Genomic DNA, 26,145 nt, shown 5'->3' with positions numbered 1-26,145 from the left:
CTGTTATTCGCATTATTACTTTTAATGTCTATTGGCTGGGGAGCTTATTACTGGTTTTTTATCGTACCAGGTCAATAGATTTCTGAAAAAATTTGAAGTATCGTTAGAGATTATGTATGATATTATCAATTCAATTAAAAGAAGAACCATAAATTGAGGAAAAACATATAGTATCAAAATGGTGTTTTTGCATTTTAAGTCGATTCCATTTTAAGGGAAGATAAGGTTTAAATTAAATGGGATATGGGAAAAATAGTGCTGTTTTCATTCCATTATTATTGTCAAACCACAATGAGGGATATTTATGTTAATTCGATATAAAAAGGCATTTGAAAAGATTGCAATGGGGTTATTATCTTTCATGCCAAATGAAAAGGATCTGAAAAAACTTCAGCAGACGATGAGGAATTATGAAGCGGATGATTCGTGGCAACTGTTTTTATGGAAAGAAGGGGAAGATATCATCGGACTCTTGGGTGTTAACTTCACTGAAGAGAAAATGATGCAGCTTCTTCACATCTCAGTGAATCCATCACATCGCCACCAGGGAATTGGAAGGCGTATGGTTAATTCTCTGCAGGAGATGTTTCCTGAATGGACAGCAGCTGCAAATGCTGAAACAGCATCCTTTTTTGAAAAATGCATCGAGGAAGACAATAGTGTAGAAGGCAGTGGATGTTAATCCAGCTGCCTTTTATTATTCTCTGTTTTTCCTTTCTTCTAGAGCCATCCGCCGGTCTGAAATGACATCTGTTCGGTCACGTGTTGAGTGTCGATGGATTAAATCGGGATTTTGCAGGTCGCTGCCTGCTCCCCATGTAAAACCATTTTTCCTGCACTCTTCAAGGCAAAGCTTTTTAAGCTCGCTATCACATACAGGCAGGTTAAAGCTTGTGTATGGAAGTCTGTTTAACAAGTCTTCTTTTCTTTTACTCAGTGTGCCTGATAAAATTTCAGGATCGATCCCCAAACGGCTAGTCGCTTCCTTGTCATCAGCAAAGATCTCCATCGCTTTAATTAAAGTCCTTATTGCTCCGGGGAAATTTTTGCGGCGATAATGGTAATTTGATACCGCCAACAGTATCAGTGCAACCCAGATGGATTTTTTATTGCCGGCATCTGTCGCTTTCCAATATTCTTCCAGAATTTCGTGACATTCAAAGTAATCCCTGTCTCCGTGGAAATGAGCGAGATATTGTATATAGGATATTGGATATTTTGTCATGAAATAACCCCCTATCAAGTACTACTAGCTTAGCATATATTTAATTAAATGATAAAAAGAAGCCGGTCCAATCAGCTAAATATAAAAACGCCCGGCTAGTGCCGGGCATCTTCGTCTTTGATTTGGCTTTAGCTTTAGCTTATAACCAGGCTGCACCAACGATGATGAGCAAGATGAAAAGCACGACAATTAAAGCAAATCCTGCACCGTATCCGTAACCATGTCCATGCCCTTTTTTATCTGACATTTAGCATTACCTCCTAATAATGAAATAGCCTAGTATTCAATCTCAGCTTATGCAGGAACAAACAAAAAGGTTTGGGCGCAGCGCCTATTTTGCATAAAGACTTCAGTTTCACCATGTAAATTAGTAATGGATAACATGAAGTTAATCTACTATACTTATATAATGATGTAGTTCATTAAAGGAATTTTGGTGGGAAATGATGCAATATAATGTGAAAATCGAGGCCTTTGAAGGTCCGTTGGATTTACTTCTGCACTTGATCAATCGTCTGGAGATTGATATTTACGATATACCCGTAGCAGAAATAACGGAACAATACTTAATGTACATCCATGCGATGAAGGAATTGCAGCTTGATGTCGCAAGTGAATATCTCGTGATGGCAGCGACGCTGTTAGCAATTAAAAGCAAGATGCTCCTCCCTAAGCATGAGGAAGAATTGGAAGATGAATTCGAATTTGATGATGACGGGGATCCGCGAAATGAACTCGTGGAGAGATTGATTGAATATAAAAAATTCAAAGAGGCGGCAAGTGATCTTAAATCTCTTGAGGAGGAACGGGGTCTTATGTACACCAAACCTCCAAGTGACCTGTCAGAATATGCCCATGAAATCAAGGGTGAAAATAACGACCTGAATGTCTCGTTGTATGACATGCTTGGTGCATTTCAAAAGCTTCTGAGAAGGAAAAAGCTGCAAAGGCCAATCTCAACCAAAATTGCCCGTCAGGAAATTTCCATCGAAAAAAGGATGGACGAGGTTCTCAGTTTCCTGAAAGAAAGCGGTGAAAGGAAAAAGTTCTATGACTTGTTTCCCGAATCTGACCGAGAGCATATTGTCGTTACCTTTCTGGCGATTTTAGAATTGATTAAACGGAAAGAAATCGACATAGAACAAGAGCAGAACTTTGCAGATATTTATATGACAGCCAGAAAGGAGTAGGGGCGTGGGAATAGTGAAGTGGAAAGGAATATTGGAGAGCCTCCTGTTTGCCGCAGGTGATGAAGGATTGAGCCTGAAGCAAATTACAGCTGTGCTCGAAGTGGATGAAATCCAAGCCAATGAAATTGTTACCGAACTTCAGCAGGATTACGAAAAAGACGAAAACCGCGGAATAACAATCGTCCAGCTGGCTGGAGTATACCAGCTGGCCACGAAAAAAGATCATGCCGATTACTTAAAAAAGCTTGTGGAATCTCCAGGAACCGCGCACTTGTCACAAGCAGCACTTGAAACATTGGCGATTGTAGCTTATAAGCAGCCAATTACAAGGGCTGAAATTGAGGAAATCCGCGGGGTAAAAACGGAAAGACCTCTCCATACTCTATCTTCAAGGGCTTTGATTAAAGAAGTTGGAAGAGCAGAAGGAACGGGACGAGCCATTTTATATGGAACAACTAAAGAATTTCTCGATTATTTCGGATTGAAAAATATAAGTGAACTGCCTCCGCTTCCTGATCATATTGAGGATGACGAATTGCAGGATGACGCGGATTTATTCTTTGAGAAATTCCAGGAAACAATGGAAGCAGATTAATAGCTTTTGTGCACAAAGTTTAGAATTTATGATAAAATCTAAATAATTATTCTGGAAATGCTTAATAGACGAATGCTGGGCTTCTGGCTTCATCTGCAAAGCATTTCTTTCTACATAAGGTTTTTAAGAATGAATGTCCAACGGGAGGAATACCATGCTTATAAAGCAATGTATTGGTTATGAACTTGAAAAAGAAAAATCAAACACCTCGGAGGATTTTTTCAACCGAAGCGAAGTGACATTTGTGGAAGATGGCAAGGAGAAAACCCTGCATGTCCTTTATGTGAGGTATTTTGATGAGTTGGCTGGAAGTGTTACTCCATTTGAACAGGATCCAATCTTCAACACCGGAAGCAAGGAAGTATATATGAGGGATTTGGTGGCTTTAGCTGCCTTATTGAAAAATCCGGGATATCGCCATCGTAAAAGGGTATATATAAATGAACAGAGAGAGTTCGCGGATATTTTCAAAGGACTGGATTACAGCAAGATACCTGGGATATACGAAGGCATCGAGCAAAAAGGCAGCTTTGAAGTGCGCTCTCCCTTGGATTATATTATCCAGCCGGTATAGTTTCGTAAACTTTGTTATCTTTACCTTCAGACTCTTAAGATTCGCGGTCGCGGGAATTCACTTTAAAGATACCCGATTCCATAATTGAATCGATCATGAGAGTCCGTCGCAAAGAAGCAACGTCGAAGGTGAAATGGTTAAAATCCAGTGGGGGTGTCAATTTGGGAAATACAATCGTAAAAACACAAATCGAGGAAGTAAGGGGATTTCTGGCGGATACCGTAGAGAAGCTGGAGAACTACCTGAATGAAACAACCCTTGAAAAACTAAAACAAGGGCAGCCATCAGATGAAGAATACTTTAAAACGATTCTTTCAAGCCTTCGAAAGTTGGCTGTATACTGTGATGAAGGCCTGGATGCGTGCAGGGTGATTCTGCAGGCAGAAGTCTTCTCAAAGCCGGCAGCTGAGAAGACGCTCTACCGAATCTACTATCAGTGCATCGAAGAGTTCTTCTCTCCTAAAAACGATGCATGGTATGAGGACAGCAGAGCCGCTTATACTGGAAAAAATGCAATAAAGTTCAGGCAGCAAGTGCCGGCTGAGCTGAACGAACTGATGGTCAGTCTTGAAAGTGGTTTTCAGAGAGCCCGCGAAGAGCTTGAATATTACGAAACAGATTATCGGACAAAAATGCTTCAATCAAGATAATGATTACCCGGGAACAGCTATTTAACTGGCTGTTCCCTTTTTATTTGAAAATTGGCTGTCCGGCTTGCTCCATTCAGGAAAAATATTCGAACCGCCGCTGTTCTCGTCCTCCAATTTGTGTCATAACACTCCTTGTCCTGCATAAACTTGTACAAACTGCCAAAGGAGACGAGGGTCTGTCAATGAAAAGGATTTGGATGAAATTATTGTTAATTGCCACTCTGTTGATCTACAGCATTCCTCAAACAGCGCAGGCTTCTGTGTCGGTAAGTGCCCGAAGCGCTATTTTGATAGAACAGGAATCTGGCAGGGTGTTATACGAGAAAGATGCGCACAGAGTAAGCAGGATTGCCAGTATCACTAAAATCATGACGGCCATCCTTGCGATAGAATCTGGTAAATTGGATGAAAAGGTGAAGGTGAGTGAGAAGGCAGTCCGGGCCGAAGGATCTTCCATTTACTTAAAGCCGGGAGAAAAGATTAGGTTAGAGGACTTGGTGTATGGTTTGATGCTGAGATCGGGAAATGATGCTGCCGTAGCCATCGCGGAACATGTTGGAGGCAGTCTGGATGGATTTGTATACTTGATGAACGAAAAAGCACAGCAAATAGGCATGGAAAATACGCACTTTGCCAACCCCCACGGATTGGATGATCATGAAGACCATGTTTCCACAGCGTATGACATGGCTCTTTTGACCCGCTATGCGATGGAAAATGAAGTTTACGAGAAGATATCCGGAACAAAAATACACAGGGCTCCCAATCCTACTGAAACCTGGGACAGGGTTTGGAAAAATAAAAATAGGCTTCTGACAGAAAAGTATAAATATAGCACCGGTGGAAAGACCGGTTATACAAAACGGGCGAAAAGAACTTTGGTCTCAACTGCGCAAAAAGATGATTTTGAGTTAATCGCAGTCACTCTCAATGCGCCTGATGATTGGAATGATCACATCCAGATGTTTGAAACGGCCTTTTCGAATTACGACATCGTCGAAATTCTATCTAAAGGTAAAGTGAAAGGGATAAAGGAATCGGATTATAAAAATAAAGTTTATCTGAACCATTCATTTGTATACCCGCTCACTACAGAAGAAGAGGACCTGGTCAAAGTAGAATATAGATTGAAAAAGGTCCCTCCAAATGAGGAGGAAATGCGAACTCCTATCGCAGGCCGGGCAAATGTCTATATGGATGATAAACAGATTGCAAGTTTACCTGTTTATTACCAAGTGGAGGAAAAAGAGAAAAACTCCTTCTTCGACCTTTTTAAAAATATCTTTACCTCAATAGCAGGGGTACAGGATCATGGTTAACTATATCTGGGTGGTTATGATTTTAATTGGTCTTGGCTTTGCGATGGTGAATGGCACAATGGCTGAGGTGAACGAGGCTGTTTTTACAGGTGCAAAGGAAGCAATCACACTTAGTATCGGATTGATCAGCATCCTTGTTTTTTGGCTCGGGATGATGAGGATTGCGGAGGATTCAGGACTTTTATCGAAGCTTTCATCTTTATTTAAGCCTTTGATTTCAAAGCTGTTTCCCGAAGTCCCGGCCAGCCACCCGGCGATGGGCTACATACTTTCGAATATGATTGCGAATATGTTTGGGCTTGGGAATGCCGCTACACCTCTGGGAATCAAGGCGATGGAAGAACTAAAAGAGTTGAATGATGGGAAAAACGAAGCAAGCAGGTCGATGATCACTTTTCTTGCGATCAACACAGCTAGCATCACTCTCATTCCAACCACTGTTATCGCGATAAGGATGAATTATGATTCCGCCAACCCGACAGATATAGTTGGGCCGACTCTTGTGGCAACTGCTGTCTCTGCTTTTGCAGCGATATTAATAGACCGTTTCTTTTACTATAGAAGAAGCAAGAAGGGGTAAATCAAAATGGAAATTGTATCTGCGATATCACTATGGTTCATCCCTGTTTTGATCGCTTTTATCTTGATTTATGGCACCTATAAAAAAGTTCCCACATATGAAAGCTTTGTAGAAGGCGGCAAGGAAGGGATCAAAATGGCTGTATCCATCATGCCTTTCCTGGTCGGCATGATGGTCGCCATAGCGGTTTTCAGGGCGTCAGGCGCACTTGATGTCATGGTGAATTGGATCCGGCCAGGGCTTGAGATGGTGGGGATACCGGCAGAAATAGTTCCGCTCGCGCTGATCAGGCCAATCTCAGGTACAGCGGCACTCGGAATTACCAGCGACCTGATTGGTGTCCATGGGCCTGACTCTTTTATCGGTACTCTTGCAGCCACCCTTCAAGGAAGTACGGACACTACGTTCTATGTCCTCACCGTTTATTTCGGAGCTGTCGGGATCAAAAAAATGGGAGATGCACTCAAAGTCGGTCTACTTGCTGACGCAGTAGCCATCATAACAGCTATTATCGTAGTCACGTTCATGTTCTCAAAATAGAGAAGATACCTTCTAAAGGTATCTTCTTATTTTTTGGGGTCCTAGTGTTTAGCTAAACGAAGTGAAATTTGAAGCGACAGGTACGGAAACAGTCATATTAGATCGCACACTTTTAAAAATACTCTCAAAAAACCTACTGACAAAGGAATCACAAATGATGCTAATATTAGTATAAAATAATATTGAAACACGTTTACAGAACGAACATTTGTTAAAGAACTATTAATATTCCATACTTATTTTTCACTTTTTACACCATTGCTTACTTTGAAAACAGCGAGAGTTATGTCATAATTCATAAGGATGGATTAGATATTAATATTTACCATAGTTAATTGATATTAATTAGGAGTGACCTTATGGAAAGACTGCAAAAAGTTATTGCTCATGCAGGAATAGCATCGAGAAGAAAAGCCGAGGAAATGATCCTCGAAGGAAGAGTCAAGGTAAATGGCAGTGTTGTCAAAGAACTTGGCCGAAAAGTAACCTCATCTGACAGAGTTGAAGTCGATGGAGTCCAGATCGAAGGTGAAGAACCGGTATATTTCCTGTTTTATAAACCCCGCGGGGTTATTTCGAGTGTACAGGATGATAAGGGGCGCAAAGTGGTTACGGATTTTTTTCAGACAATCGAACAGCGCATCTATCCTGTAGGACGGCTGGATTATGATACATCAGGACTGCTGTTGTTGACGAATGATGGGGAATTCGCGAATCTGCTCATGCATCCAAGCAATGAAATAGATAAGATGTATGTGGCAAAGGTAAAAGGTATTCCTTCAAAGGAAAAGCTGACTAGCCTGGCTCGAGGAGTCATGCTCGAAGATGGAAAAACAGCGCCGGCTAGGACCAAATTGCTGAGTGTTGATAAAAAGAAGGATACAGCAATTGTCGAAATCACGATCCATGAGGGACGGAATAGACAGGTCAGAAGGATGTTCGACGCAATCGGGCACCCGGTATTAAAGCTGAAAAGGGAAAAGTATGGATTCCTGACGCTGAATGGCTTAAGAACTGGCGAAATCAGGGAGCTTACACATCATGAGGTGAAGCAGCTCCGTGTCCTGGCTATGAAAAAGTCTTAGAGTTACTAACATGGGTGTAGTTAGAATGTTATAATGAGGGAGAAATACGGTGGGAGGTTTAGGAATGAAAAAGAGACGTCTAATCACTCGAACAATTATTCTCGCGGTTATGGCTCTGGCTGTTGGCTATACTTTGTACGCTAACATGAATAAGGATAAAAACCAAAAGATTGTGATTGGAAAACCTGCTCCTGATTTTGTCCTTGTTGATATGGAAGGCAATAAACACAGGCTTTCTGATTATAAAGGGCAAGGAGTTTTCCTTAATTTTTGGGCAACATGGTGCAAGCCATGCGAGCGGGAAATGCCTTATATCGAAAATCAGTACCAGCAGTACAAGGATCAGGGTGTCCAGGTGCTGGCAATTGACTCCGGTGAATCAGAACTTGCTGTTAATAGGTTTATTGAGCGAAAAGGCATGACTTTTCCAGTTCTGATCGACGAGGGACCAGTACAGGCAGCATATGGAATCAACCCGTTGCCAATAACCTTTTTGATTGATAAAGAAGGAATTGTTGTAAGGAGTCATACTGGGGAATTAGATGAAAAAACAGTCCGTGATTTCATGGAGCAGATAAAACCTTAAAAGTAAGGGGAACAGGGAGTTTTTACTATGAACGAAGTAAAATGTGAGTGCGGCCATATAAATCCGCAGGGAACGATCCTATGTGAATCTTGCGGAAGAGTGCTGGAAGAAAAAGAGAAAGAGAAGCAGCTCGTGGATATGCGCTATGAAGGCAGTGCGCGCCGGTCACAAACTTATAACAAGACATTTATTGATAAAATCTGGAATTTCTTTTCGTCGGTAAAAGTTGGGGTCTGGCTGATCGTCATCCTCTTGGTTGCATCATCTTTAGGAACGATTTTTCCACAGGAAATGTACATTCCGCCAGTGATGCCTCCATGGGAATATTATGAAGAGCAATACGGGTGGATGGGAAAGCTTTACTATGATCTTGGCTTCCATAACCTCTACAGTTCCTGGTGGTACCTGCTTTTGATTGCAGCCTTAGGTATATCACTTGTAATCGCAAGCCTTGACAGGGTGGTTCCTTTATACAGGTCATTGAAAAACCAAAGGGTTTCAAGACATGAAAGCTTTTTGAAGCGCCAGAGAATGTTCAGTACCTCAGATGCTGTTCTAACGGATGAAGCAGTAGGGAAAATCAAAGAAAATCTGACGAAAAAACGCTATAAACTTCGTGAGGAAAATGGCGATATCCTCGCCGAAAAAAACCGATTTTCACGGTGGGGCCCATATGTAAACCACCTTGGCCTGATCATCTTTTTGATTGGCGGCATGCTCAGATTCGTTCCTGGAATGTACGTGGATGAAATCCTGTGGCTCAGGGAAGGGGAAACAAAAGCGATTCCTGGTACCGAAGGCCGCTATTATCTTGAAAACAATCAATTTATCTTCGAAGTCTATGATAAAGATAAAGATGAGGAAGTCTTCCAAGACGCAATCAACAAGGCAGGGACGGTAGTGAAAAACTATCAGACCGATGCTACTTTATACCAAAGGCAGGGAGAAATTGTCCCGGGTGAAAAGCCTGAGCTTGAGAAAATACGTGATCAGGCGATCCAGGTTAACAAGCCTCTGAAAATTGATGGCTTTGCCTTGTATCAGGTCGACTATAAGCTTGATGAAATGAGCAAGATGGCCTTTAAACTTGAGAATAAAGAAACAGAGCAACAATTTGGTGATGTAGTGGTAGACTTATATGACCCTGAGATGAAATACGATCTAGGAAATGGGTACAAAGTAGAAGTGATGAGCTATTTCCCGGATTTTGAGTTTAACGAAGATGGGGAACCAGCAACGAAGTCACGAATTCCCAATAACCCTGCTTTTATTTTCAAGATGTTCTCTCCTGAGAATACAGAAGGTGAAGTCAGTTTCGTAGCCATCAGGCAGAATCTTGAGCCCTTGGGTGAAAATGACTACAAGATGACATTCGCAGGGATCGAAACGAAGAACGTTACAGCTCTGACAGTCAGAAAAGACCTTACACTTTGGATCATTGGTCTTGGTGGATTGATATTCATGATTGGTGTCATCCAGGGGGCATATTGGAACCACCGACGTGTATGGTTAAGAAGAATAAATAACCAGGTATGGACTGCGGCACATACAAATAAAAACTGGCATGGTTTAAAAAGAGAGCTAGAAGAAGTCTTTTCCGATTCCGGGATAGATGCTCCTGAGGACCAGGTGGCAGAAGAAAAGAAGGAGTAAGGAGGGAAAATAATGGTTGAGTTGAGTTCTAACTTTCTATTTGCAGCGTTTATCCTCTATCTAGTTGGTATCTTGTTTTTCGGGGGAGCTATTAAGGATAAAAGGCATGCTGATAAAAAAAATGCCCCAAATAAATGGGCGAATATTGGAGTCATTGTAACAATTGCGGGTTTCCTTTCGCAAATGACATTTTTTATTTTAAGATGGATTGCTTCCGGTCACGCTCCGGTCAGCAACCTGTTTGAATTTACGACATTCTTCGGCATGTCATTGGTAGGAGCATTTATCGTCATTTATTTCATGTATAAAACTCCATTACTGGGGCTGTTCACATTGCCTGTGGCTGCTTTGATCATCGCCTATGGAAGCATGTTCCCAAGGGAAGTAACACCATTGATTCCGGCGCTTCAGAGCTACTGGCTCCATATTCACGTAACTACGACAGCGATCGGACAAGCAATCCTGGCAATCAGTTTTGCTGCTGGTCTGATTTATCTCGTTAGAAGCGTTGATCAGACGAAGAAAACAAAAAGTACATTATGGCTTGAAGTTGTCTTGTTTGGCTTGATCAGCACGCTTGGATTCGTATTTGTTTCCAGTTTCTTCGCAGCAACAGATTATACAGCGAATTTTAACTATATTAACAAGGATGGACAGCCTGCCACAGAGGAATATACAATTCCTGCTATAGTAGGACCGCACCAATATGAGCTGACTGATAAAGACCGTTTTGAACCATTATTCGAGACACCTGCAATCATCAGTGCAAAGAAGCTGAACACTGTTATTTGGTCGCTCGCAGCGGGTATAGTATTATATGTTTTATTAAGACTCATTCTGCGGAAGCGAATTGCTGCGGCATTGCAGCCATGGACGAAGAACATCAATATGGATCTCGTTGATGAAATTGGCTATCGTTCCGTATTGATTGGCTTCCCGGTATTCACGCTTGGCGGATTGATTTTTGCGATGATCTGGGCTCAGATTGCCTGGACTCGCTTCTGGGGCTGGGATCCAAAGGAAGTATGGGCATTGATAACCTGGCTTTTCTATGCGGCCTTCCTGCATCTGCGCCTTTCAAAAGGATGGCATGGAGAGAAATCCGCATGGCTCGCGGTCATTGGTTTTATCATTATCATGTTTAACCTGGTAGCAGTTAACCTTGTAATTGCAGGTCTGCATTCTTATGCAGGTTCCTAATTTGTGTCAATTTTATGACTGCCTTCACTGTCTTAAGTGAAGGCCTTTTTTAAAAAATCGTGGCAAGTAGACGCATGTTTATGTAAAATAATCGCAGGGAGGGATATACCTTATGGAAAAAGACGTGAAGATTTTAGTAGTGGATGATGAAGAAAGAATAAGACGATTATTGAAGATGTATCTTGAAAGAGAGAACTATATAATTGATGAAGCAGAAGATGGAAATGAAGCGCTGGCAAAATCTCTTGCCAATGATTATGACGTAATCCTTCTAGATTTGATGATGCCTGGGAAAGACGGAATCGAGGTTTGCCGTGACCTTCGTGAAAAGAAGTCAACACCTGTTATCATGCTTACCGCAAAAGGTGAGGAAGTGAACAGAGTACAAGGCTTCGAGGTAGGGACTGATGATTACATCGTTAAACCATTCAGCCCTCGTGAAGTTGTGCTGCGCGTAAAAGCAATGCTTCGACGCTCATCGAGCACAAGTTACCTGCAGACAGAGACGACTGCAAAAGATGTGATTGTTTTCCCTCATTTAACCATTGATAATGATGCTCATAGGGTTTTGGCTGATGGCAAAGAAGTCAGCCTGACGCCTAAGGAATATGAATTGCTCTACTTCCTTGCAAAAGCTCCTGATAAAGTTTTTGATCGCGAGCAATTATTGAAGGAAGTTTGGCATTATGAATTTTTCGGCGATTTACGTACAGTAGATACTCATGTTAAAAGATTGCGCGAAAAGCTGAACAAAGTATCTGAACAGGCTGCAAAGATGATTGTGACGGTCTGGGGTGTTGGCTACAAGTTCGAGGTAGTCAATGAATGATGTTTTGGCGCAGTGTAGTAGGTAAGCTTTGGATTACCATCCTTTTGCTGGTTTCATTTGTATTGTTCATCCTGACAGTAATGTTGATGGAATTCTTTGAAAATTATCACATTAATGAAACCAGGAGAGGAATGACCAATACTGCCGAAAAAATAGCCAGGGTGCTGGAAGATCATCCTGGGCAGGAGGAACAATTAGGCATTGAGATTGCATGGGAAATGGTCGACGATGACTCCAGGGTAACGATCATTAAAGATAGAAATACTTATTTTTATTCACCCAGTGTAGAGGACTCCACACATGTACCCATTTCATTTTTTATGAATGATAAGGATCTTGCTGCCGTTTTTGAGAACGACCAGACTGTAGACATGATTACCTCCATGCCAGGTATTTCAAACGATGTTGATGATACCCAATACCTAATGATCGGTGTTCCGCTTCACCAGTTTGAGAATGAAAATGGAGCAGTCTTCATCTATCAGTCACTAGAGGTAATGGAAGAGACGACCAGGCTGACCACTAAGTTCATCTTGCTGGCTGCCGGTGTTGCAATAGTCCTGACGACAATTTTTGCATTTTTCCTTTCCACAAGGATTACTGCTCCATTGCGAAAAATGAGGGAGGCAGCTTTTGAAGTTGCCAGAGGTAAGTTTGATACAAAGGTGCCAATCCTCACCCATGATGAAATAGGGGAATTAGCGACTGCCTTCAACCAGATGGGCAGACAGCTGAAATTCAATATGAACGCATTGAGTCAGGAAAAAGAACAGCTGACAAGCATCCTCAGCAGCATGGCAGATGGCGTGATCACATTCAATCGTGATGGTACAATTTTGATTACCAATCCGCCTGCCGAAATCTTTCTGAGATATTGGTATTATGAGCAGGGGCTGGCTTCCGAGAATACAGATGCCGTGCCATCTGAAGTCATGGAGTTATTCCAGCTTGCAGTCAATACGGAGAAAGAGCAGGTTGGGGAGATTACGGCTCAGGGAAGAACCTGGGTAATCATCGTCAGCCCGCTGTATAATAAGAGATTCATCCGGGGAGCTGTAGCTGTCGTCCGCGATATGACAGAGGAACGAAAGCTCGACAAAATGAGAGAAGACTTCATCGCCAATGTTTCACATGAATTAAGGACGCCGATTTCGATGATGCAAGGATATAGTGAAGCAATCGTCGATGACATCGCCCAAACAGATGAAGAAAAGAAGGAAATGGCCAAAGTCATTTACGATGAATCCCTTAGAATGGGCCGACTTGTTAATGAACTGCTCGATTTAGCTCGTATGGAAGCAGGTCATATTCTTCTTAACGTAGAAACCGTCGAGATTAGTCCTTATGTCAATCGGATCATCCGTAAATTCCATGGCCTTGCGAAGGAGAAGGGGATTGAGTTATCTGTCCACTTCGATTCAGAAGAAATTGATTTTCGATTTGATCCAGACCGCATCGAACAGGTCCTTACCAATCTGATTGATAATGCCATCAGGCATGTCCCGGATTCTGCATCTGTTATAATCAGCGGTAAAACCGATGAACGCGGCTTGTATTTTGAGGTGAGCGACCAGGGGCCTGGTATTCCTGAGGAAGACTTGCCATTCTTGTTCGAGAGATTCTATAAAGGCGATAAGTCAAGAACTAGAGGCGTATCCGGCACGGGTCTTGGACTAGCCATCGCCAAGAATATTATCGACGCACATCGAGGGAATATCTCGGTAAAAAGCAAACTCGGACAAGGTACGACATTTTCCTTTTTCATCCCTCGAATTATTGAATAACTTGCCGACTATTCTTGATTCACAAGGAACAATTTACGAGTCCATCCCGTTTATGGGTGGACTTTTTTGTATTTTGAAGAGGAAATGATCGTTTATATGGCTCTATCGGACAAACAGAAGTGGTATTAAGGAAAAAGTGTCCGTTAGAGCACGTCTATCGGACAAACCGAAGTGGAATTAAGGAAAAAGTGTCCTTAAGAACTCCTATATCGGACAAACCCCAAGGAAATCAGGAGAAAAGTGTCCGTTAGCACCTTTCCATTTGATTTGTTTATTCCATAGCCTGCCTCATTTTGGAAAAGAATTTTAATTTTACGTAATTTCTTCGAATATTTTGTCCACGAAAATTCCTTCCATTTCCATTCTAAAAATAATATAGTTAATATGAAACTTTTATTAATACTTTACGACTAATCTAATGAATACGGAGGCGAATAGAGCTATGAACTCCGTTTTTGATGAATTGTATCAAAAATATCATCATGACGTTTTTCAATTTTTATTTTATATGGTAAAAAGCAGGGAGCTGGCTGAAGACCTTGTTCAGGAAGTCTACATCCGCGTTTTAAAGGCGTATGATCGGTTTGAGGGAAAGAGCAGTGAAAAGACATGGCTGTTTTCGATTGCCAAAAATGTCGCGATTGATCATTTCCGCAAACAGAAGGGCTGGAAGCAGCGATTGCTTGAATCCTTTGATATGTCTGCACGCCAGGTAAGGGACGATCAGCCCCTTCCTGAAGAAATGGCACTTCAAAGTGAAGAGATCCAACTGATGTACAAGTGCCTTGACCAATGCACGGTTGACCAGAGAATGGTCATCATCATGCGCTATATACATGAATTAACGATAAGCGAAACAGCAGAAGCTTTATCATGGACGGAAAGCAAGGTAAAGACGACTCAGCACCGTGCTTTAAAAACATTGAAAAAGCTGATGGAAGAAATGATTGAAAAGGAAGGGATGACTAGTGAAAAAGTCACAGCTAAGCGATAAGCAGCTAGAAGAAATCCTCGGCCAAATGCCTAAGATAAAAGATCATCGCGACTCTCGTGACATTTATCAGAATATCGCCCATCGTGTTGAAAAAAGAAAGAAGATGCCAGTCTGGGTTGTTCCAGGCGCAGCTCTTGCCGCAGTGCTCTTCCTCGCCTTTATTCTTTCTCCAAGTCTGCTGGGTGTCAACAACTCGTCCCAGGAGAGCATGGATCGCAACTCCGCCACTGAAGAAAAGTCAACAATGGATATGGATACTGCTGTCAGGGATGATTCAGCAAGTCAAAAAAGCACTGGAGAGCAGGAAAATACCTTCATGGCGGAGTCAGCAGATGGTGAGCAAGAAGAAAAGGCGGATTTCGCTGCAATGGACCAGGTAAATCCTTATGACGGCCTGATTTCTTTATATCCAGAAGAGGCTGACATCGAGACATCAGACATCTTCACCTATGCAATTCCTGACGACCAGGCGATGGCAATTGTTCCAGTTACGGTCACAGCACCGAAAAAAGAAGGGAAGTCCCTGATAGATAGCTATACGGAAACAATGCCGCTGCTTAAGGAAAAGGAATGGGGATTGACAGATTACTACCCAATAGATGCTACCTGGAACTTCGATGAGGCAACTAAGACATTGACAATGGATGTTAAACAAAATAATCCATACCGAGAAGGAAGCACTTCAAACACTAACTTTGTTGACTCAATGAAACAGGATTTCTCAGGTGTAGGAATCGATAAAATCATCTTCACAACTGAGGGTAAACCGGGGATTGATTTAGGTAACTTTGGCGTAATTAATGAGTTGCCAATCAGTGCCGAAACAACAGTGGGAAGAGCGTACTTGTTCTTGCCAGTACAAGGCATGGCTAACCCATACCTTGTGCCGACTAAAGAACAGCACAAAACAATTGGTGAAGCATTTCTGCAGATGATAAAAGGTGATGAAATAGGCTACCTTTCACCTTCCCTTCCGGATGATTTCAAGCTTGCAAAAACTGAATCAAAAGATAAAGTGTTAGAAATCACCTTAACGGATGATACGACTCTTGATGAAGGGTTTCTGCCGAATCTTGAGGCAATCCTAATGACTGCAAGCGAGTTTGATTACTCCGGAGTCAGGTTCACAAATGCGAACATTGATCAGCTTGGACCTTTCAATCTGAACGAGGTCCTCCCGTTGCCACTCGCACCGAACAAGAAAAATATCAACTAAAAGAAAGGCCATCAGGTCTTTCTTTTTTTTTTGGATGGGAGGGGGAGCTTAAAACCACCCCAATAACAAATTTTCCTTCTTTTGCATAAAAAAGCAGCTTCCCACCAATTATAACGAATGTGCTTTTTTAGCTGCTGCTTTTCCACAATACAGTTCTATTTTTGTACAGGCTGTCATAGGGATGGAAAGGGAGTAAAAAGTTAAGGAGGAAGAAAATGCAGGATTACATAAAGCGTTTACTCATTGCCGGAATCATGGCACTCTGTATTAGTTTGTTATTTCTTGGCGGAAAGCACTCTCAGGCAGAAATGCTCGATATAACAGAATTGACTTTAGATTGGGTTTGGCCAGCCGATGGTGTCGTTACGGACTTATATGGAACGCGACATGGCCATCATAAGGGAATTGATATTGCAGGTGAATTCAAAACACCAATACATAGCGTTGATAAAGGGGTAGTAACAAAATCATATTATTCAGGCTCATATGGACATGTAGTGTTCATTAAGCATGAGAACAACCTGGAAACTGTATACGCCCATTTGAATAAAAGGAATGTGAAAGAAGGGCAGGTTGTTAAGCAGGGCGATGTGATTGGTCTGATGGGGAACACAGGGGATTCCTCTGGAGTTCACCTTCATTTTGAAATTCATAAGGATAATTGGACATACGAAAAAGAAAATGCTGTAGATCCTGTATTGGCTTTAGGTGAAGCAGCTGTAGGACAGCCTATTTTAGCTATGGAGAAAAAAGGAAGTGGAGTGACGGTAGAAACAATTGCCAAGCTTCGACTGATGGATAATATCGATATTGGCAGCCAAGGCGAGAGCTACCATATTGACATTGCAAACGAAAATTCAGAAAAACTAGCAGCTGCTGAGCATCAGCCTATAGCAAAGCATACCGTGCAAAGAGGCGAGACGCTTTGGTCAATCGCTGGATATTATGACACTTCTGTAGAAAAAATCAAGAAAGAAAATAATATGAACAGCAACCAGATCTCTCCAGGAGACGTTTTAATAATCGAGAGTTCAGCTGAAGAGAGTTATGTGGTTTCCAGTGGGGATACACTAATCTCTATTGCAAGAAAGACAAACACGTCCGTTGAAAAATTAAAAGCTTTGAACAATCTGACATCTGATACAATCCAGCCGCAGCAAATATTAATTACCCGATAATCAATCCTTGTCCCCTGCTGTTATCTGAAAGTATAATGAGTAAAACGGTCACAAAGGGGATGGGTACTATGCTGACGGATTACCACAACCATCTGGAAAGAGGCACATTGACGCAGGACTATTTAAAGCAGTTTACTGATATGGCCAATAAAAGGGGAATCCAGCATTTCGGGATTTCTGAGCATGCATATCACTTCTACCAAACTGCAGATATCCTGCGCAACAGCTGGGTGGATGAACGCAGATTCTATGATATGGCTGATTACGTTAATCTTTTTAAGGAAGCCTGGAAAAATGAAATTGACGTTAAAATGTCAATCGAGATGGATTACACTCCTGGGAAGCATAGGGAAATGGAACAGTTCATCAACAGCTATGAATTTGATTATGTAATAGGGTCGATCCATTGGATTGGCGATTTCGGGATTGACCTGGCCGAATATCGTAAAGAATGGGACAGAAGAGATGTTTATGAAGTGTATAAAAGTTATTTTGACCAGGTGGTAACACTGGCGCAGTCAAATCTTTTCGATATAATCGGGCACATTGATCTTGTGAAAATTTTTAAATATGTCCCTGAAGATGAAAGCTTCCTTTTGGAGCAGTATGATCGCGCGACATCAGCGCTGGCACAATCCAAGACCTGTGTGGAAATAAGCACTGCAGGATTGCGGAAGCCTACTCAGACATTGTATCCAGACAAAAGACTATTGCAGATGTGCTTTGATAAGAATATACCGATTGTTTTGTCCTCCGATGCCCATGTGCCTGAGCATGTCGGTGCTGATTTTGGCCAGGCTCTTGAACTAGCGCGAGAGGTTGGATATGACGAAATCATGACATTCTCCAAAGGTGAAAGAAAATCTTTTCCGTTGGGATAATATGGGGAACTGACAAATGGGGACGAGCTGAATAAACTCATACTAAACACGAAATTATATAAAACAGGCCTCGTTAAGTGGAGGCCTGTTTGCTGTGCTTAGAGCAATATGCTATTGATGGTGACAATGTCCTGCAGAGACTCAAGCTTGCCGATCATCTCATTTGAAAGGGGCTTGTCAAACGAGAGGACCATGATGGCTTCGCCGCCGGCCTCTTTTCTTCCGACCTGCATTGTCGCAATGTTCACACCATGGTCACCTAAGACCTTTCCTACATGCCCGATTACCCCAGGACGGTCCATGTGCTGGATATACAGGAGGTTCCCTGCTGGGTGGAAATCAATGTTAAAACCGTCCAGATTGACAATCCTTGGCCCGTAATGGTCAATGTAGGTTCCTCTCGCTGTAAAAGTTTCTCCGTCTCCGCTTGCAGTTACTGTTATGGTATTTGCGTAGCCAAAGGAATTTCCTGTCACTTTTTCCCCAACCATGATTCCACGCTCTTTTGCAATGTGGATTGCATTTACCTCATTTACTTTCACATCAATGCGGTTTTCGAAAAATCCAGCAAGGAGCGCCTTTGTTAAAAAAGAGGTCTCGAGATCTGCTGCAGTGCCTGAATAGGTGGCTGTCAGCTCGCTGATCCCTTTGTTGTGGCATTCTGAGACAATCTTCCCCATTTCCTTCGCAAGCTGGTGGTAGGGTTGGATTTTTTCATAGATTTCTTTAGACATTGCCGGGAGATTAATCGAGTTGGCCACAGGTCTATTCTCAAAATAAGTCCTGATTTCTCTGGCTACCTGGGTAGCAACATTCAGCTGCGCTTCTTTTGTAGAAGCTCCGAGGTGTGGGGTGGCAATAACTGAATCAAACTTAAGTAAAGGGTGATTCTCTGGGGGTTCAACTTCAAATACATCCAATGCAGCGCCGGCAACATGACCATTCTCAATATAATGAGCGAGAGCCATCTCATCAATGATTCCTCCTCGCGCACAGTTGAGGAGATAGACGCCTTTTTTAGTTTGGCTCAATGTCTTTTCATTGAGAAGTCCTTTTGTTTCTTTCGTCAAAGGAGTGTGGACCGAGATGATATCGGTTTCGGCGAGGACCTCGTCAAAGGAGGACAGTTGAACACCCAAAACGTCTGCCCGCTCTTTCGTCAGGAATGGGTCAAATACCTTTACAGACATTCCAAAAGCTCTGGCTCTTTTTGCAAGCTCAGAACCAATCCTTCCCAAACCGATAATGCCTAGTATCTTTCCGTAAAGTTCATTTCCAATAAACTTATTTCTCTTCCATTCTCCATTTTTTACGGTGGAGTGTGCCTGTGGGATGTTCCGCATTAAAGCAGACATCATTGCAAAAGTATGTTCCGCGGTAGAAATGGTGTTCCCATCTGGAGCGTTTACGACGATAATTCCTCTCTTTGTCGCCTCGGTGATATCGATATTGTCTACACCGACACCTGCCCGGCCAACGATTTTTAGTTGTGGCATTCGATCGAGCAGCTCTTTGGTGACTTTCGTAGCGCTTCTGACTATTAGGGCATCAACTTCTTGTAAATCGATTACCCCTGAGCCAACACCCCCGATATGTACCTGGATTCCTTCGTGTTCTAATAATGGCTGTAAGCCTTCTTCCTTTATTGAATCTGCCGCCAGAACCTGAAACATTTTTTGTTTCACTCCTTCTTTTGAAAAATAAAGTGGTAATTTTCTGATTATTTTACAAAACGAATATTCTTTTGTCAAACTCCCGAATTGTTCATGAATACAATGCAAGCGCTGACCAAAATCAATTGATTTAATCTAATTATATTCTGTTATTCCGAATTTAGCAGAAATTTTTGCTAATCACGATCCTCTTATTGACCAAAATGCATTTTAGGCCATTTCAGACATAAAATCGTCACAAGCATACACCTTCACAAAATATCTTTTTTTCAGTATAATAAACTTGTTAAATAAATATGGTCTATCTTCGGGGCAGGGTGAAATTCCCGATCGGCGGTAATGAGAAGAATTCTCTAAGCCCGCGAGCCTGTAAGGGCAGGATTTGGTGCGATTCCAAAGCCGACAGTATAGTCTGGATGGGAGAAGATGGAGGTTCTGCAGACGTTCGAAAAATGCAGGTTTCGAACGGTTATTTGGCATACCCTTCAACAGTCTCCCTCAAGTTCAGAAAACTTGAGGGTTTTATTTGTTATGGGTATGTGATTGCCGAATCTTTCTTCTTTATGTGAGATGGATCTCTATAAGGAGAGAGGAAAATGAAAAAATTTAGTGTCAAAGCAATGGTCTCAATTGGTATGCTGAGCAGTATCTCGTATGTGTTGATGCTGCTGAATTTTCCGCTGCCGCCGTTTCCAAAATTCTTAATGGTCGATTTCAGCGATATACCTGCATTGATTGCTGCGTTGATTTTTGGTCCGGCTGCCGGTATTTTAGTAGAATTCTTGAAGAATACCCTTGATTATTTTATGACAGGCAGTGATACGGGTGTTCCTGTTGGGCATGTTGCCAACTTTGTTGCAGGTGTTTTATTCATCCTTCCAACTTATTATATCTATCAGCGGATGAAGTCCAATAAGGGAATGACGTTCGCATTGGTGGCTGGTACAACAAGTATGGCCATCCTGATGAGTGTCCTGAACTATTACGTGTTCCTTCCTGCCTACACTTTGTTCTTGAATATGCCGGCAATGTCCGGACCGGAAACGCGGGCCATGATAGTCGCAGGGATTTTACCATTTAATTTCGTTAAAGGCTTACTGATGTCTGTCATATTCATGCTGATCTTCACAAGGATGAAAACATGGATCGAGAGACAGCAAGCTTTCAAAAGTGCTTAAATTCATATGATTTCTAATACAAAAGCAACGGTCTGCACCGTTGCTTTTTGATTTTTAAATGGGATGTACAGTGTCATCATCCGTAATAACTCCCAAAAAAAAATTCCCGCCTGTAAGCGGGAATTATGTATACTCTTATTCGAATTTAGTAGCATCTCCGTTAAATGGCTCATCTGCAACTTTGATTGAGTCAGTTGGGCAGCCTTCGAATGCATCCATCATGTCGTCAATTAATACATCAGGGATCTCAACGATACCTTCGTTTTCGTCAAGTGTTACGAATGCGATGCCTTCATCGTCGTAATCGTAGATATCTGGAGCAGCTGCACCGCAAGCTCCACATGCAATACAAGTTTCTTTGTCAACAATTGTGTACTTAGCCATGATATAATTCCTCCCAAGTGTTTAACAATAATATGCTGTTTTCACTGAAACAGTGAAAACGTATTCCTCATACCTATTGTAAAACTGTATCGCCAACATTTCAATAAAAAAAGTATTGAGAATGCTTATCACACAAGGCGTTGAATGGTTTTTCCGTTGAAAATAAAACATTTTACTAGATATTTTCATGTTAAAATAATGTTAGATTATTTTTCTGCTATAGTGGGCGCCGAATATTATCGTGCCCTTTGCTTAATTTTTCATTCCAGGGTGATTTTATGGAGATAACATATTTGGAAACAGTTGTTTTGTCTATATTGAAAAAAATCAATGGCGATAGAACCATTTATTCGTTATTTCATCTTCTACAGGGCAAACGTTCCTCCCAGACGATACAAGATGCGCATTTGTATAAAATCACCCCTTTTTTTCATACATACCCTTCAGTTACCCGTGCAGGACTCGAAAACATGATTGATAGCCTGAAGCAAAGGGGACTGGCAGAGGAAATTGCAGAAACGAGGGTAATATTAACGGGCAAGGGAGAAGAAGCGCTGGAAAAACAGTTAGCTGAATACAAGCTTCCTGATTATCTGAATGGCTGGAAATATCACCAGGTTACGGATTCATTTTGGGAAAGGGTGACGTTGCTGATCCAGGTGAGTTCTAATCTTATCAATCATGAGCGTTCCTTTATCCCGGTAAGAAATAAGAGGGAAACTCTTATTTGGGTTAAACATTACATCAAGCAGCAAAATGAAGATCGTTACAAGCTTGCGGAAAGGCTTTATAATGAGCTGATCTCTGCGCTTGATAATGAAAAGACAAGACCCGATTTGGTTGTTTTTAGACTGACTGGCTTCAGGAAAATTGGTTTAACCACTCTGCAGGCTGCTGAAAAGACCGGTCTAGAACCGGCTCATTATCATTACGAATTCTTAAATTGCTTACATGCAATGTTTGACAGGGTGATAGAGAACGAGCATGCCTATCCATTGCTTAGTGGATTAATCAAAAAGGCGGAGCGCAGCGTTCCCTTGACGATTTCGACTGACAAGACCTATAGATTAATTCAGAGGGGTTATACCCTTGAAGAGATTGCAGCTGTACGAAACCTTAAGCAAAGCACAATAGAAGATCATGTTGTGGAAATTACGTTTTCCATCAAGGATTTTAATATAGATCACTATGTTCTTCATGACAAAAGGGAAAGAATCCTTCTCGCAGCTCAGCAGAATTCTGCGAAAAAACTAAAGCAAATCAAGGAACAGGTGGCTGATGCCTCCTATTTTGAAATTAGGCTTGTTATGGCTAAATATGGTGATATGGAATGGAATTAAAAAACTATTTAAAAAGGTATTTTGGGTTCGAGGATTTCCGTCCAGGGCAGGAAGAAACAATCCAATCGGTTGTAGGAAAAAAACATACGATTTCCATGCTGCCAACTGGAACGGGTAAGTCCCTGTGCTACCAGCTTCCGGGTTACCTTGTGGACGGGCCGGTCTTGATTGTTTCACCCCTGCTGTCCCTTATGCAGGATCAGGTTGAGCAAATGATGGCGATGGGTGAAAAGAGAGTGATTGCCTTGAATTCCTTTTTGTCACCACCGCAAAAAGCAAAAGCGATGGAAGAACTCGAATGGTTTCGTTTTATCTTCATTTCTCCAGAGATGCTGGGAATTGATTCTGTATTAAAGCGGATTAAAAAATTGTCTGTCTCACTGTTCGTTGTAGATGAGGCTCATTGTATTTCTCAATGGGGATATGATTTTAGGCCGGACTATCTCAAGCTTGGAGAGTTCAGAGAGAAGCTTGGCCATCCTTTAACGCTTGCGCTGACAGCCACGGCCTCAGAGGAAGTCCGAAGAGATATAGCTGAAAAGCTCCATTTAGGAGATTGGAATGAAGTGGTTTATTCTGTGGACAGGCCCGCTATTTCTCTTGCCTTGGAATTCGCATCTGCTTTTCAGGATAAGCTGGACCGGACAGTCGAGTTGGTGAAATTTTTTAAAGGACCCGGGATCATTTATTTTTCCAGCAAGAAAGTCGCTGAGCAAACAGCCGCGCATATGAGGGAAAAAGGAATCATGAATGCCATGGCCTATCATGGGGGCCTTGATCCGGAAAGCCGGATCCTTATCCAGCAGCAATTCATCAATGGCCAGCTTGATGTGGTTTGTGCTACAAGCGCTTTTGGAATGGGGATTAATAAAGAAAATGTCCGTTATGTGATTCATTTCCATATGCCAATGCAGATCGAATCATACCTTCAGGAAATAGGAAGGGCGGCAAGAGATGGCCGCGATTCAATTGCCGTCTTGATTTACACTCCAGGAGACGAACAGCTGGCGTACCAGCTCGCTGAAGGTGAGCTCCCTGATCAATACCAGATTGAGAGGCTGTTTGCCTTTATAATTGATAACCAGCTCCATTATCATGATCTTGCCGGACGTGCGGAAGAGCTGTCAATGATATGCGGCTTCACCGAGATCCAATGGAGGATTGTTGAGGATTACCTCTCTAGTATAGAAACGATGGATTATAACAAGGATAAAAGGAGCCTGGGGCAATTAATTGAAAATCGTCTGCAGGTAAAAAATAGGCAAATTAAGAAGATGCTTGATTGGATTCATACAAAGGAATGCAAGAGGGCTTTTATTTTGGATATGTTCGGCGAGGAAATCCAGGAAAGGCCCCGGAATTGCTGCAGTAATTGTGGTATAAATATAGATCATTTTGAAGAAACCGAACCAGCCGGTGGACAAAGTGACGTTGCGTTGGACTGGAAGCAGGAATTGGCTTCAATTCTATTGATGAGAGAGCGGATATAATGAAAGATCGATATAAGGAAACCGTGGCAGGTCTTACTGAAAAAGAACTGCTGTTCCATTTAATCGCTACGCAAATTTTACTATTAACGATATCGGGAATATTAGGTATGATATTGTTTGATAGCTTCAATGAGTTCGAAGGATTATTTATTTGGAAAGACTGGAATATTTTGTTGGTTGGGCTCACTGCGGGAGCTGCAGTCGTAGTTATGGACTTTATCTTCATGAGATATCTGCCAAAGTCCTATTATGACGATGGGGGCTTGAACGAAAGGATATTCAAGAATAGAAGTGTAGTCCAGATTATGCTGATTGCGGCTATGGTAGCAATTAGTGAGGAAATTCTTTTTAGAGGTGTCATCCAGACAAATACCGGCTTAATCATATCGAGCATAATTTTCGCAGTCGTCCATTATCGCTATCTGTTCAATTGGTTTTTGTTTATTAATATTATTTTATTGAGTTTCTTGATTGGCTATATTTATATGGTGACAAATAATCTTGTTGTGACAATCGTGATGCATTTTTTCATTGATTTTATCTTAGGTATAATCATTAAATTCAGGACTCAAGCAACAATTGGGGGTACAGGCAGTGAATAAGGAAAAACCTATTAGGGACCAGGCAGAGCGGCTGCGAAAACGAGTGGAGCGCAAAACTGAGCCTACTACTGAAAAAAAGGAATCCCTCCCGCCAAGAAGTGAGATGCACAGGCAAAAACAGAAAAAAACGAAAGTTAAAGTAAAATACCCTGTCATCAGGCTGATGGCACTGTTTTTCATCCTGCTGCCTATTTCTTTTTTCAGCATTATCTCTTACCTTGATGGCGTTAAAACACCTTTGTATAAGCCGCAGGAACGTGCCGGGGTGGAGATGATCAATGTTAAAGGCCAAGATGAACGAAACAGTAAGGACCAGAAAGAAGCAGATCAGGAAGCGCCATCCTATGAAGAAATTGCCGATCCAGATGGAATCGATGTTGTGACAGCTGGTCCTGCTCCATCAAGCAGCGGGGATAAAAATACTGCGGAAGAACCGGGTGATGGTGAAGAAAAAGAAGGCGGGAATATAACCGCTCCAGCCTCAGCGGAGCCCATAAATGAATCTGCAGCTTCAGAAGACGCAACAGCAGAGGAAAAAGTATCAGAAAACAATGAAAAGGTCATCTATCATACTGTAAAACCAAATGAAACATTGTTCCGAGTAGCAATGACCTACTATAAATCCCAGGATGGAATCCCAATCATTAAAAAAGCAAACAATATCCAGGGGAATGAGATTCAAGCAGGACAAGTATTGAAGATACCTATTAAAAATTAGCCGGAGTGAAAAACTCCTGGCTTTTTTTATTATTTACCTTTAATGGGGCGTGCATCTTAGTCACTTAAATTGACGCCCTTGCTCCCTATGAGAAGTATGGGAGTCGAACTAGATTCTGTTTCTTTTTTGTAAGGCAATATCATAACTCCATGGACAAGTTCATAAAAATGATATAAAGGGGAGGGCTTGGCATGGAACAGGAAATCGAGAATCTTGATAATCGTACGGACCCTGCGACTAAAAGGATGCTGCAGAATTTAATTGAGCGAAAGAGAAAGTTTGACCGGTTTAAATCCAGACATCTTTTGTCAGTATGGGTGACGATCGGATTTATTTCAATCTATTTCTATTATCTCTATGTAACGGTGCTGCAGCCTTATTCGTATTCTTTCGCTGAGATTTTTTCCGTGTATGTTCAGAATTCTGCAAATTTATATTTCCTCATTTTAACGGTAGGGACCTATGGATTGATGATTCTGTTAAAAGAGAAGCGCGAAAAGGCAGAGAAAGAATACCAGGCACTAAGGTGTGAAATAGTGGACAGAAGCAAGGATTTATGGAAAAAAGAAGAGGAATGGAAAAATCGCCATATTGTATTTGACATGATGAAGAAGAAGTTTGATATTAATCTGTTTCATGAAAATAAATAGAAGCATCCAAAATGAACTGCTCCCCGTCAAG

28 protein-coding genes and 1 riboswitch are annotated in these 26,145 nt (G+C 41.8%); of the genes, 24 read left to right on the top strand and 4 right to left on the bottom strand.

Going from position 1 to position 26,145, the window contains the following annotated elements; all coding sequences use genetic code 11:
- The first annotated feature begins 304 nt into the window (after window positions 1-304).
- A complete protein-coding gene (locus FOF60_RS16375) occupies window positions 305-682 on the top strand; it encodes a GNAT family N-acetyltransferase (protein WP_192470653.1) in 378 nt (125 codons plus the stop codon).
- Window positions 683-697: 15 nt separating this feature from the next.
- Here the strand turns inward: FOF60_RS16375 and FOF60_RS16370 are convergent, their stop codons facing one another.
- Window positions 698-1,225: a DUF309 domain-containing protein gene (locus FOF60_RS16370; RefSeq protein ID WP_192470652.1), complete on the bottom strand. Its 528-nt coding sequence runs from the start codon at window positions 1,223-1,225 to the stop codon at window positions 698-700.
- Between the two features lie 139 nt (window positions 1,226-1,364).
- On the bottom strand, window positions 1,365-1,472 hold the full coding sequence (locus FOF60_RS16365) for a YjcZ family sporulation protein (protein WP_192470651.1): 108 nt from the start codon (window positions 1,470-1,472) through the stop codon (window positions 1,365-1,367).
- Window positions 1,473-1,671: 199 nt separating this feature from the next.
- On the opposite strand from FOF60_RS16365, the gene FOF60_RS16360 reads away from it, so the two are divergent.
- The 17 genes from FOF60_RS16360 (at window position 1,672) to FOF60_RS16280 (ending at window position 18,079) form a co-directional block, all read left to right on the top strand.
- Window positions 1,672-2,415 (top strand): segregation/condensation protein A, encoded by a 744-nt coding sequence (locus FOF60_RS16360; protein ID WP_192470761.1) that lies wholly within the window; start codon window positions 1,672-1,674, stop codon window positions 2,413-2,415.
- Window positions 2,416-2,419: 4 nt separating this feature from the next.
- Window positions 2,420-3,010 (top strand): SMC-Scp complex subunit ScpB, encoded by a 591-nt coding sequence (scpB, locus tag FOF60_RS16355; protein WP_192470650.1) that lies wholly within the window; start codon window positions 2,420-2,422, stop codon window positions 3,008-3,010.
- Window positions 3,011-3,164: 154 nt separating this feature from the next.
- Complete coding sequence (locus FOF60_RS16350; protein ID WP_192470649.1) at window positions 3,165-3,584, top strand: hypothetical protein; 420 nt, start codon at window positions 3,165-3,167, stop codon at window positions 3,582-3,584.
- Between the two features lie 161 nt (window positions 3,585-3,745).
- Complete coding sequence (locus FOF60_RS16345; RefSeq protein WP_192470648.1) at window positions 3,746-4,234, top strand: YpuI family protein; 489 nt, start codon at window positions 3,746-3,748, stop codon at window positions 4,232-4,234.
- A gap of 182 nt (window positions 4,235-4,416) precedes the next feature.
- Entirely contained in the window at window positions 4,417-5,553 is a 1,137-nt protein-coding gene (locus FOF60_RS16340; protein WP_192470647.1) for a D-alanyl-D-alanine carboxypeptidase family protein, read from the top strand.
- Window positions 5,546-6,133: a nucleoside recognition domain-containing protein gene (locus tag FOF60_RS16335; protein ID WP_192470646.1), complete on the top strand. Its 588-nt coding sequence runs from the start codon at window positions 5,546-5,548 to the stop codon at window positions 6,131-6,133. The genes FOF60_RS16340 and FOF60_RS16335 overlap by 8 nt, the downstream gene beginning before the upstream one ends.
- 6 nt (window positions 6,134-6,139) lie before the next feature.
- On the top strand, window positions 6,140-6,673 hold the full coding sequence (locus tag FOF60_RS16330; RefSeq protein ID WP_167831417.1) for a spore maturation protein: 534 nt from the start codon (window positions 6,140-6,142) through the stop codon (window positions 6,671-6,673).
- A gap of 359 nt (window positions 6,674-7,032) precedes the next feature.
- Window positions 7,033-7,758, top strand: coding sequence for a 23S rRNA pseudouridine(2605) synthase RluB (gene rluB, locus FOF60_RS16325; RefSeq protein WP_192470645.1), 726 nt, complete (start codon window positions 7,033-7,035; stop codon window positions 7,756-7,758).
- Between the two features lie 64 nt (window positions 7,759-7,822).
- Entirely contained in the window at window positions 7,823-8,344 is a 522-nt protein-coding gene (gene resA / locus FOF60_RS16320) for a thiol-disulfide oxidoreductase ResA (protein ID WP_192470644.1), read from the top strand.
- A 27-nt stretch (window positions 8,345-8,371) separates the two neighbouring features.
- Window positions 8,372-9,997, top strand: coding sequence for a cytochrome c biogenesis protein ResB (locus FOF60_RS16315; protein WP_192470643.1), 1,626 nt, complete (start codon window positions 8,372-8,374; stop codon window positions 9,995-9,997).
- A 12-nt stretch (window positions 9,998-10,009) separates the two neighbouring features.
- On the top strand, window positions 10,010-11,197 hold the full coding sequence (ccsB, locus tag FOF60_RS16310; RefSeq protein ID WP_192470642.1) for a c-type cytochrome biogenesis protein CcsB: 1,188 nt from the start codon (window positions 10,010-10,012) through the stop codon (window positions 11,195-11,197).
- A gap of 112 nt (window positions 11,198-11,309) precedes the next feature.
- Window positions 11,310-12,026, top strand: a complete 717-nt coding sequence (locus tag FOF60_RS16305; protein WP_041965633.1) for a response regulator transcription factor — start codon at window positions 11,310-11,312, stop codon at window positions 12,024-12,026.
- Window positions 12,023-13,810: an ATP-binding protein gene (locus tag FOF60_RS16300; protein ID WP_192470641.1), complete on the top strand. Its 1,788-nt coding sequence runs from the start codon at window positions 12,023-12,025 to the stop codon at window positions 13,808-13,810. The genes FOF60_RS16305 and FOF60_RS16300 overlap by 4 nt, the downstream gene beginning before the upstream one ends.
- A 442-nt stretch (window positions 13,811-14,252) precedes the next feature.
- Window positions 14,253-14,804: an RNA polymerase sigma factor SigX gene (gene sigX / locus FOF60_RS16295; protein WP_192470640.1), complete on the top strand. Its 552-nt coding sequence runs from the start codon at window positions 14,253-14,255 to the stop codon at window positions 14,802-14,804.
- Entirely contained in the window at window positions 14,779-16,020 is a 1,242-nt protein-coding gene (locus FOF60_RS16290) for a hypothetical protein (protein WP_192470639.1), read from the top strand. Before sigX ends, FOF60_RS16290 begins: the two co-directional genes overlap by 26 nt.
- 215 nt (window positions 16,021-16,235) lie before the next feature.
- The gene (locus FOF60_RS16285) at window positions 16,236-17,198 is read left to right on the top strand and encodes a peptidoglycan DD-metalloendopeptidase family protein (RefSeq protein ID WP_192470638.1); all 963 of its coding nucleotides are present in this window, start codon (window positions 16,236-16,238) and stop codon (window positions 17,196-17,198) included.
- 68 nt (window positions 17,199-17,266) lie between these two features.
- Window positions 17,267-18,079 (top strand): histidinol-phosphatase, encoded by an 813-nt coding sequence (locus FOF60_RS16280; RefSeq protein ID WP_192470637.1) that lies wholly within the window; start codon window positions 17,267-17,269, stop codon window positions 18,077-18,079.
- A 98-nt stretch (window positions 18,080-18,177) separates the two neighbouring features.
- On the opposite strand, the gene serA is transcribed toward FOF60_RS16280, so the two are convergent.
- A complete protein-coding gene (gene serA / locus FOF60_RS16275; RefSeq protein ID WP_192470636.1) occupies window positions 18,178-19,752 on the bottom strand; it encodes a phosphoglycerate dehydrogenase in 1,575 nt (524 codons plus the stop codon).
- Window positions 19,753-20,051: 299 nt separating this feature from the next.
- Window positions 20,052-20,184, top strand: a riboswitch (FMN riboswitch).
- Between the two features lie 164 nt (window positions 20,185-20,348).
- Here serA and FOF60_RS16270 point away from each other — a divergent pair.
- The gene (locus FOF60_RS16270; protein WP_192470635.1) at window positions 20,349-20,930 is read left to right on the top strand and encodes an ECF transporter S component; all 582 of its coding nucleotides are present in this window, start codon (window positions 20,349-20,351) and stop codon (window positions 20,928-20,930) included.
- A gap of 135 nt (window positions 20,931-21,065) precedes the next feature.
- On the opposite strand, the gene FOF60_RS16265 is transcribed toward FOF60_RS16270, so the two are convergent.
- Entirely contained in the window at window positions 21,066-21,314 is a 249-nt protein-coding gene (locus tag FOF60_RS16265) for a ferredoxin (protein WP_023627496.1), read from the bottom strand.
- 293 nt (window positions 21,315-21,607) lie between these two features.
- On the opposite strand from FOF60_RS16265, the gene FOF60_RS16260 reads away from it, so the two are divergent.
- From FOF60_RS16260 to FOF60_RS16240, 5 genes are all read left to right on the top strand, one after another.
- Window positions 21,608-22,654 (top strand): YpbB family protein, encoded by a 1,047-nt coding sequence (locus tag FOF60_RS16260; protein WP_225649923.1) that lies wholly within the window; start codon window positions 21,608-21,610, stop codon window positions 22,652-22,654.
- Window positions 22,645-24,144, top strand: coding sequence for a RecQ family ATP-dependent DNA helicase (locus FOF60_RS16255; protein ID WP_192470633.1), 1,500 nt, complete (start codon window positions 22,645-22,647; stop codon window positions 24,142-24,144). Before FOF60_RS16260 ends, FOF60_RS16255 begins: the two co-directional genes overlap by 10 nt.
- Window positions 24,144-24,746, top strand: coding sequence for a CPBP family intramembrane glutamic endopeptidase (locus FOF60_RS16250; protein WP_192470632.1), 603 nt, complete (start codon window positions 24,144-24,146; stop codon window positions 24,744-24,746). Before FOF60_RS16255 ends, FOF60_RS16250 begins: the two co-directional genes overlap by 1 nt.
- Window positions 24,739-25,464 carry a LysM peptidoglycan-binding domain-containing protein gene (locus FOF60_RS16245; protein ID WP_192470631.1) on the top strand — a complete coding sequence of 242 codons (726 nt, stop codon included), beginning with the start codon at window positions 24,739-24,741 and terminating at the stop codon, window positions 25,462-25,464. The genes FOF60_RS16250 and FOF60_RS16245 overlap by 8 nt, the downstream gene beginning before the upstream one ends.
- A 191-nt stretch (window positions 25,465-25,655) precedes the next feature.
- Window positions 25,656-26,114, top strand: a complete 459-nt coding sequence (locus tag FOF60_RS16240; protein ID WP_192470630.1) for a YpbF family protein — start codon at window positions 25,656-25,658, stop codon at window positions 26,112-26,114.
- Window positions 26,115-26,145: the final 31 nt, after the last annotated feature.

It is taken from the genome of Mesobacillus jeotgali, from assembly GCF_014856545.2.
Lineage (GTDB): Bacteria > Bacillota > Bacilli > Bacillales > Cytobacillaceae > Mesobacillus.
Note: the sequence above shows the minus strand (reverse complement) of the source record. Positions and strands in the feature narration are given on the sequence as shown.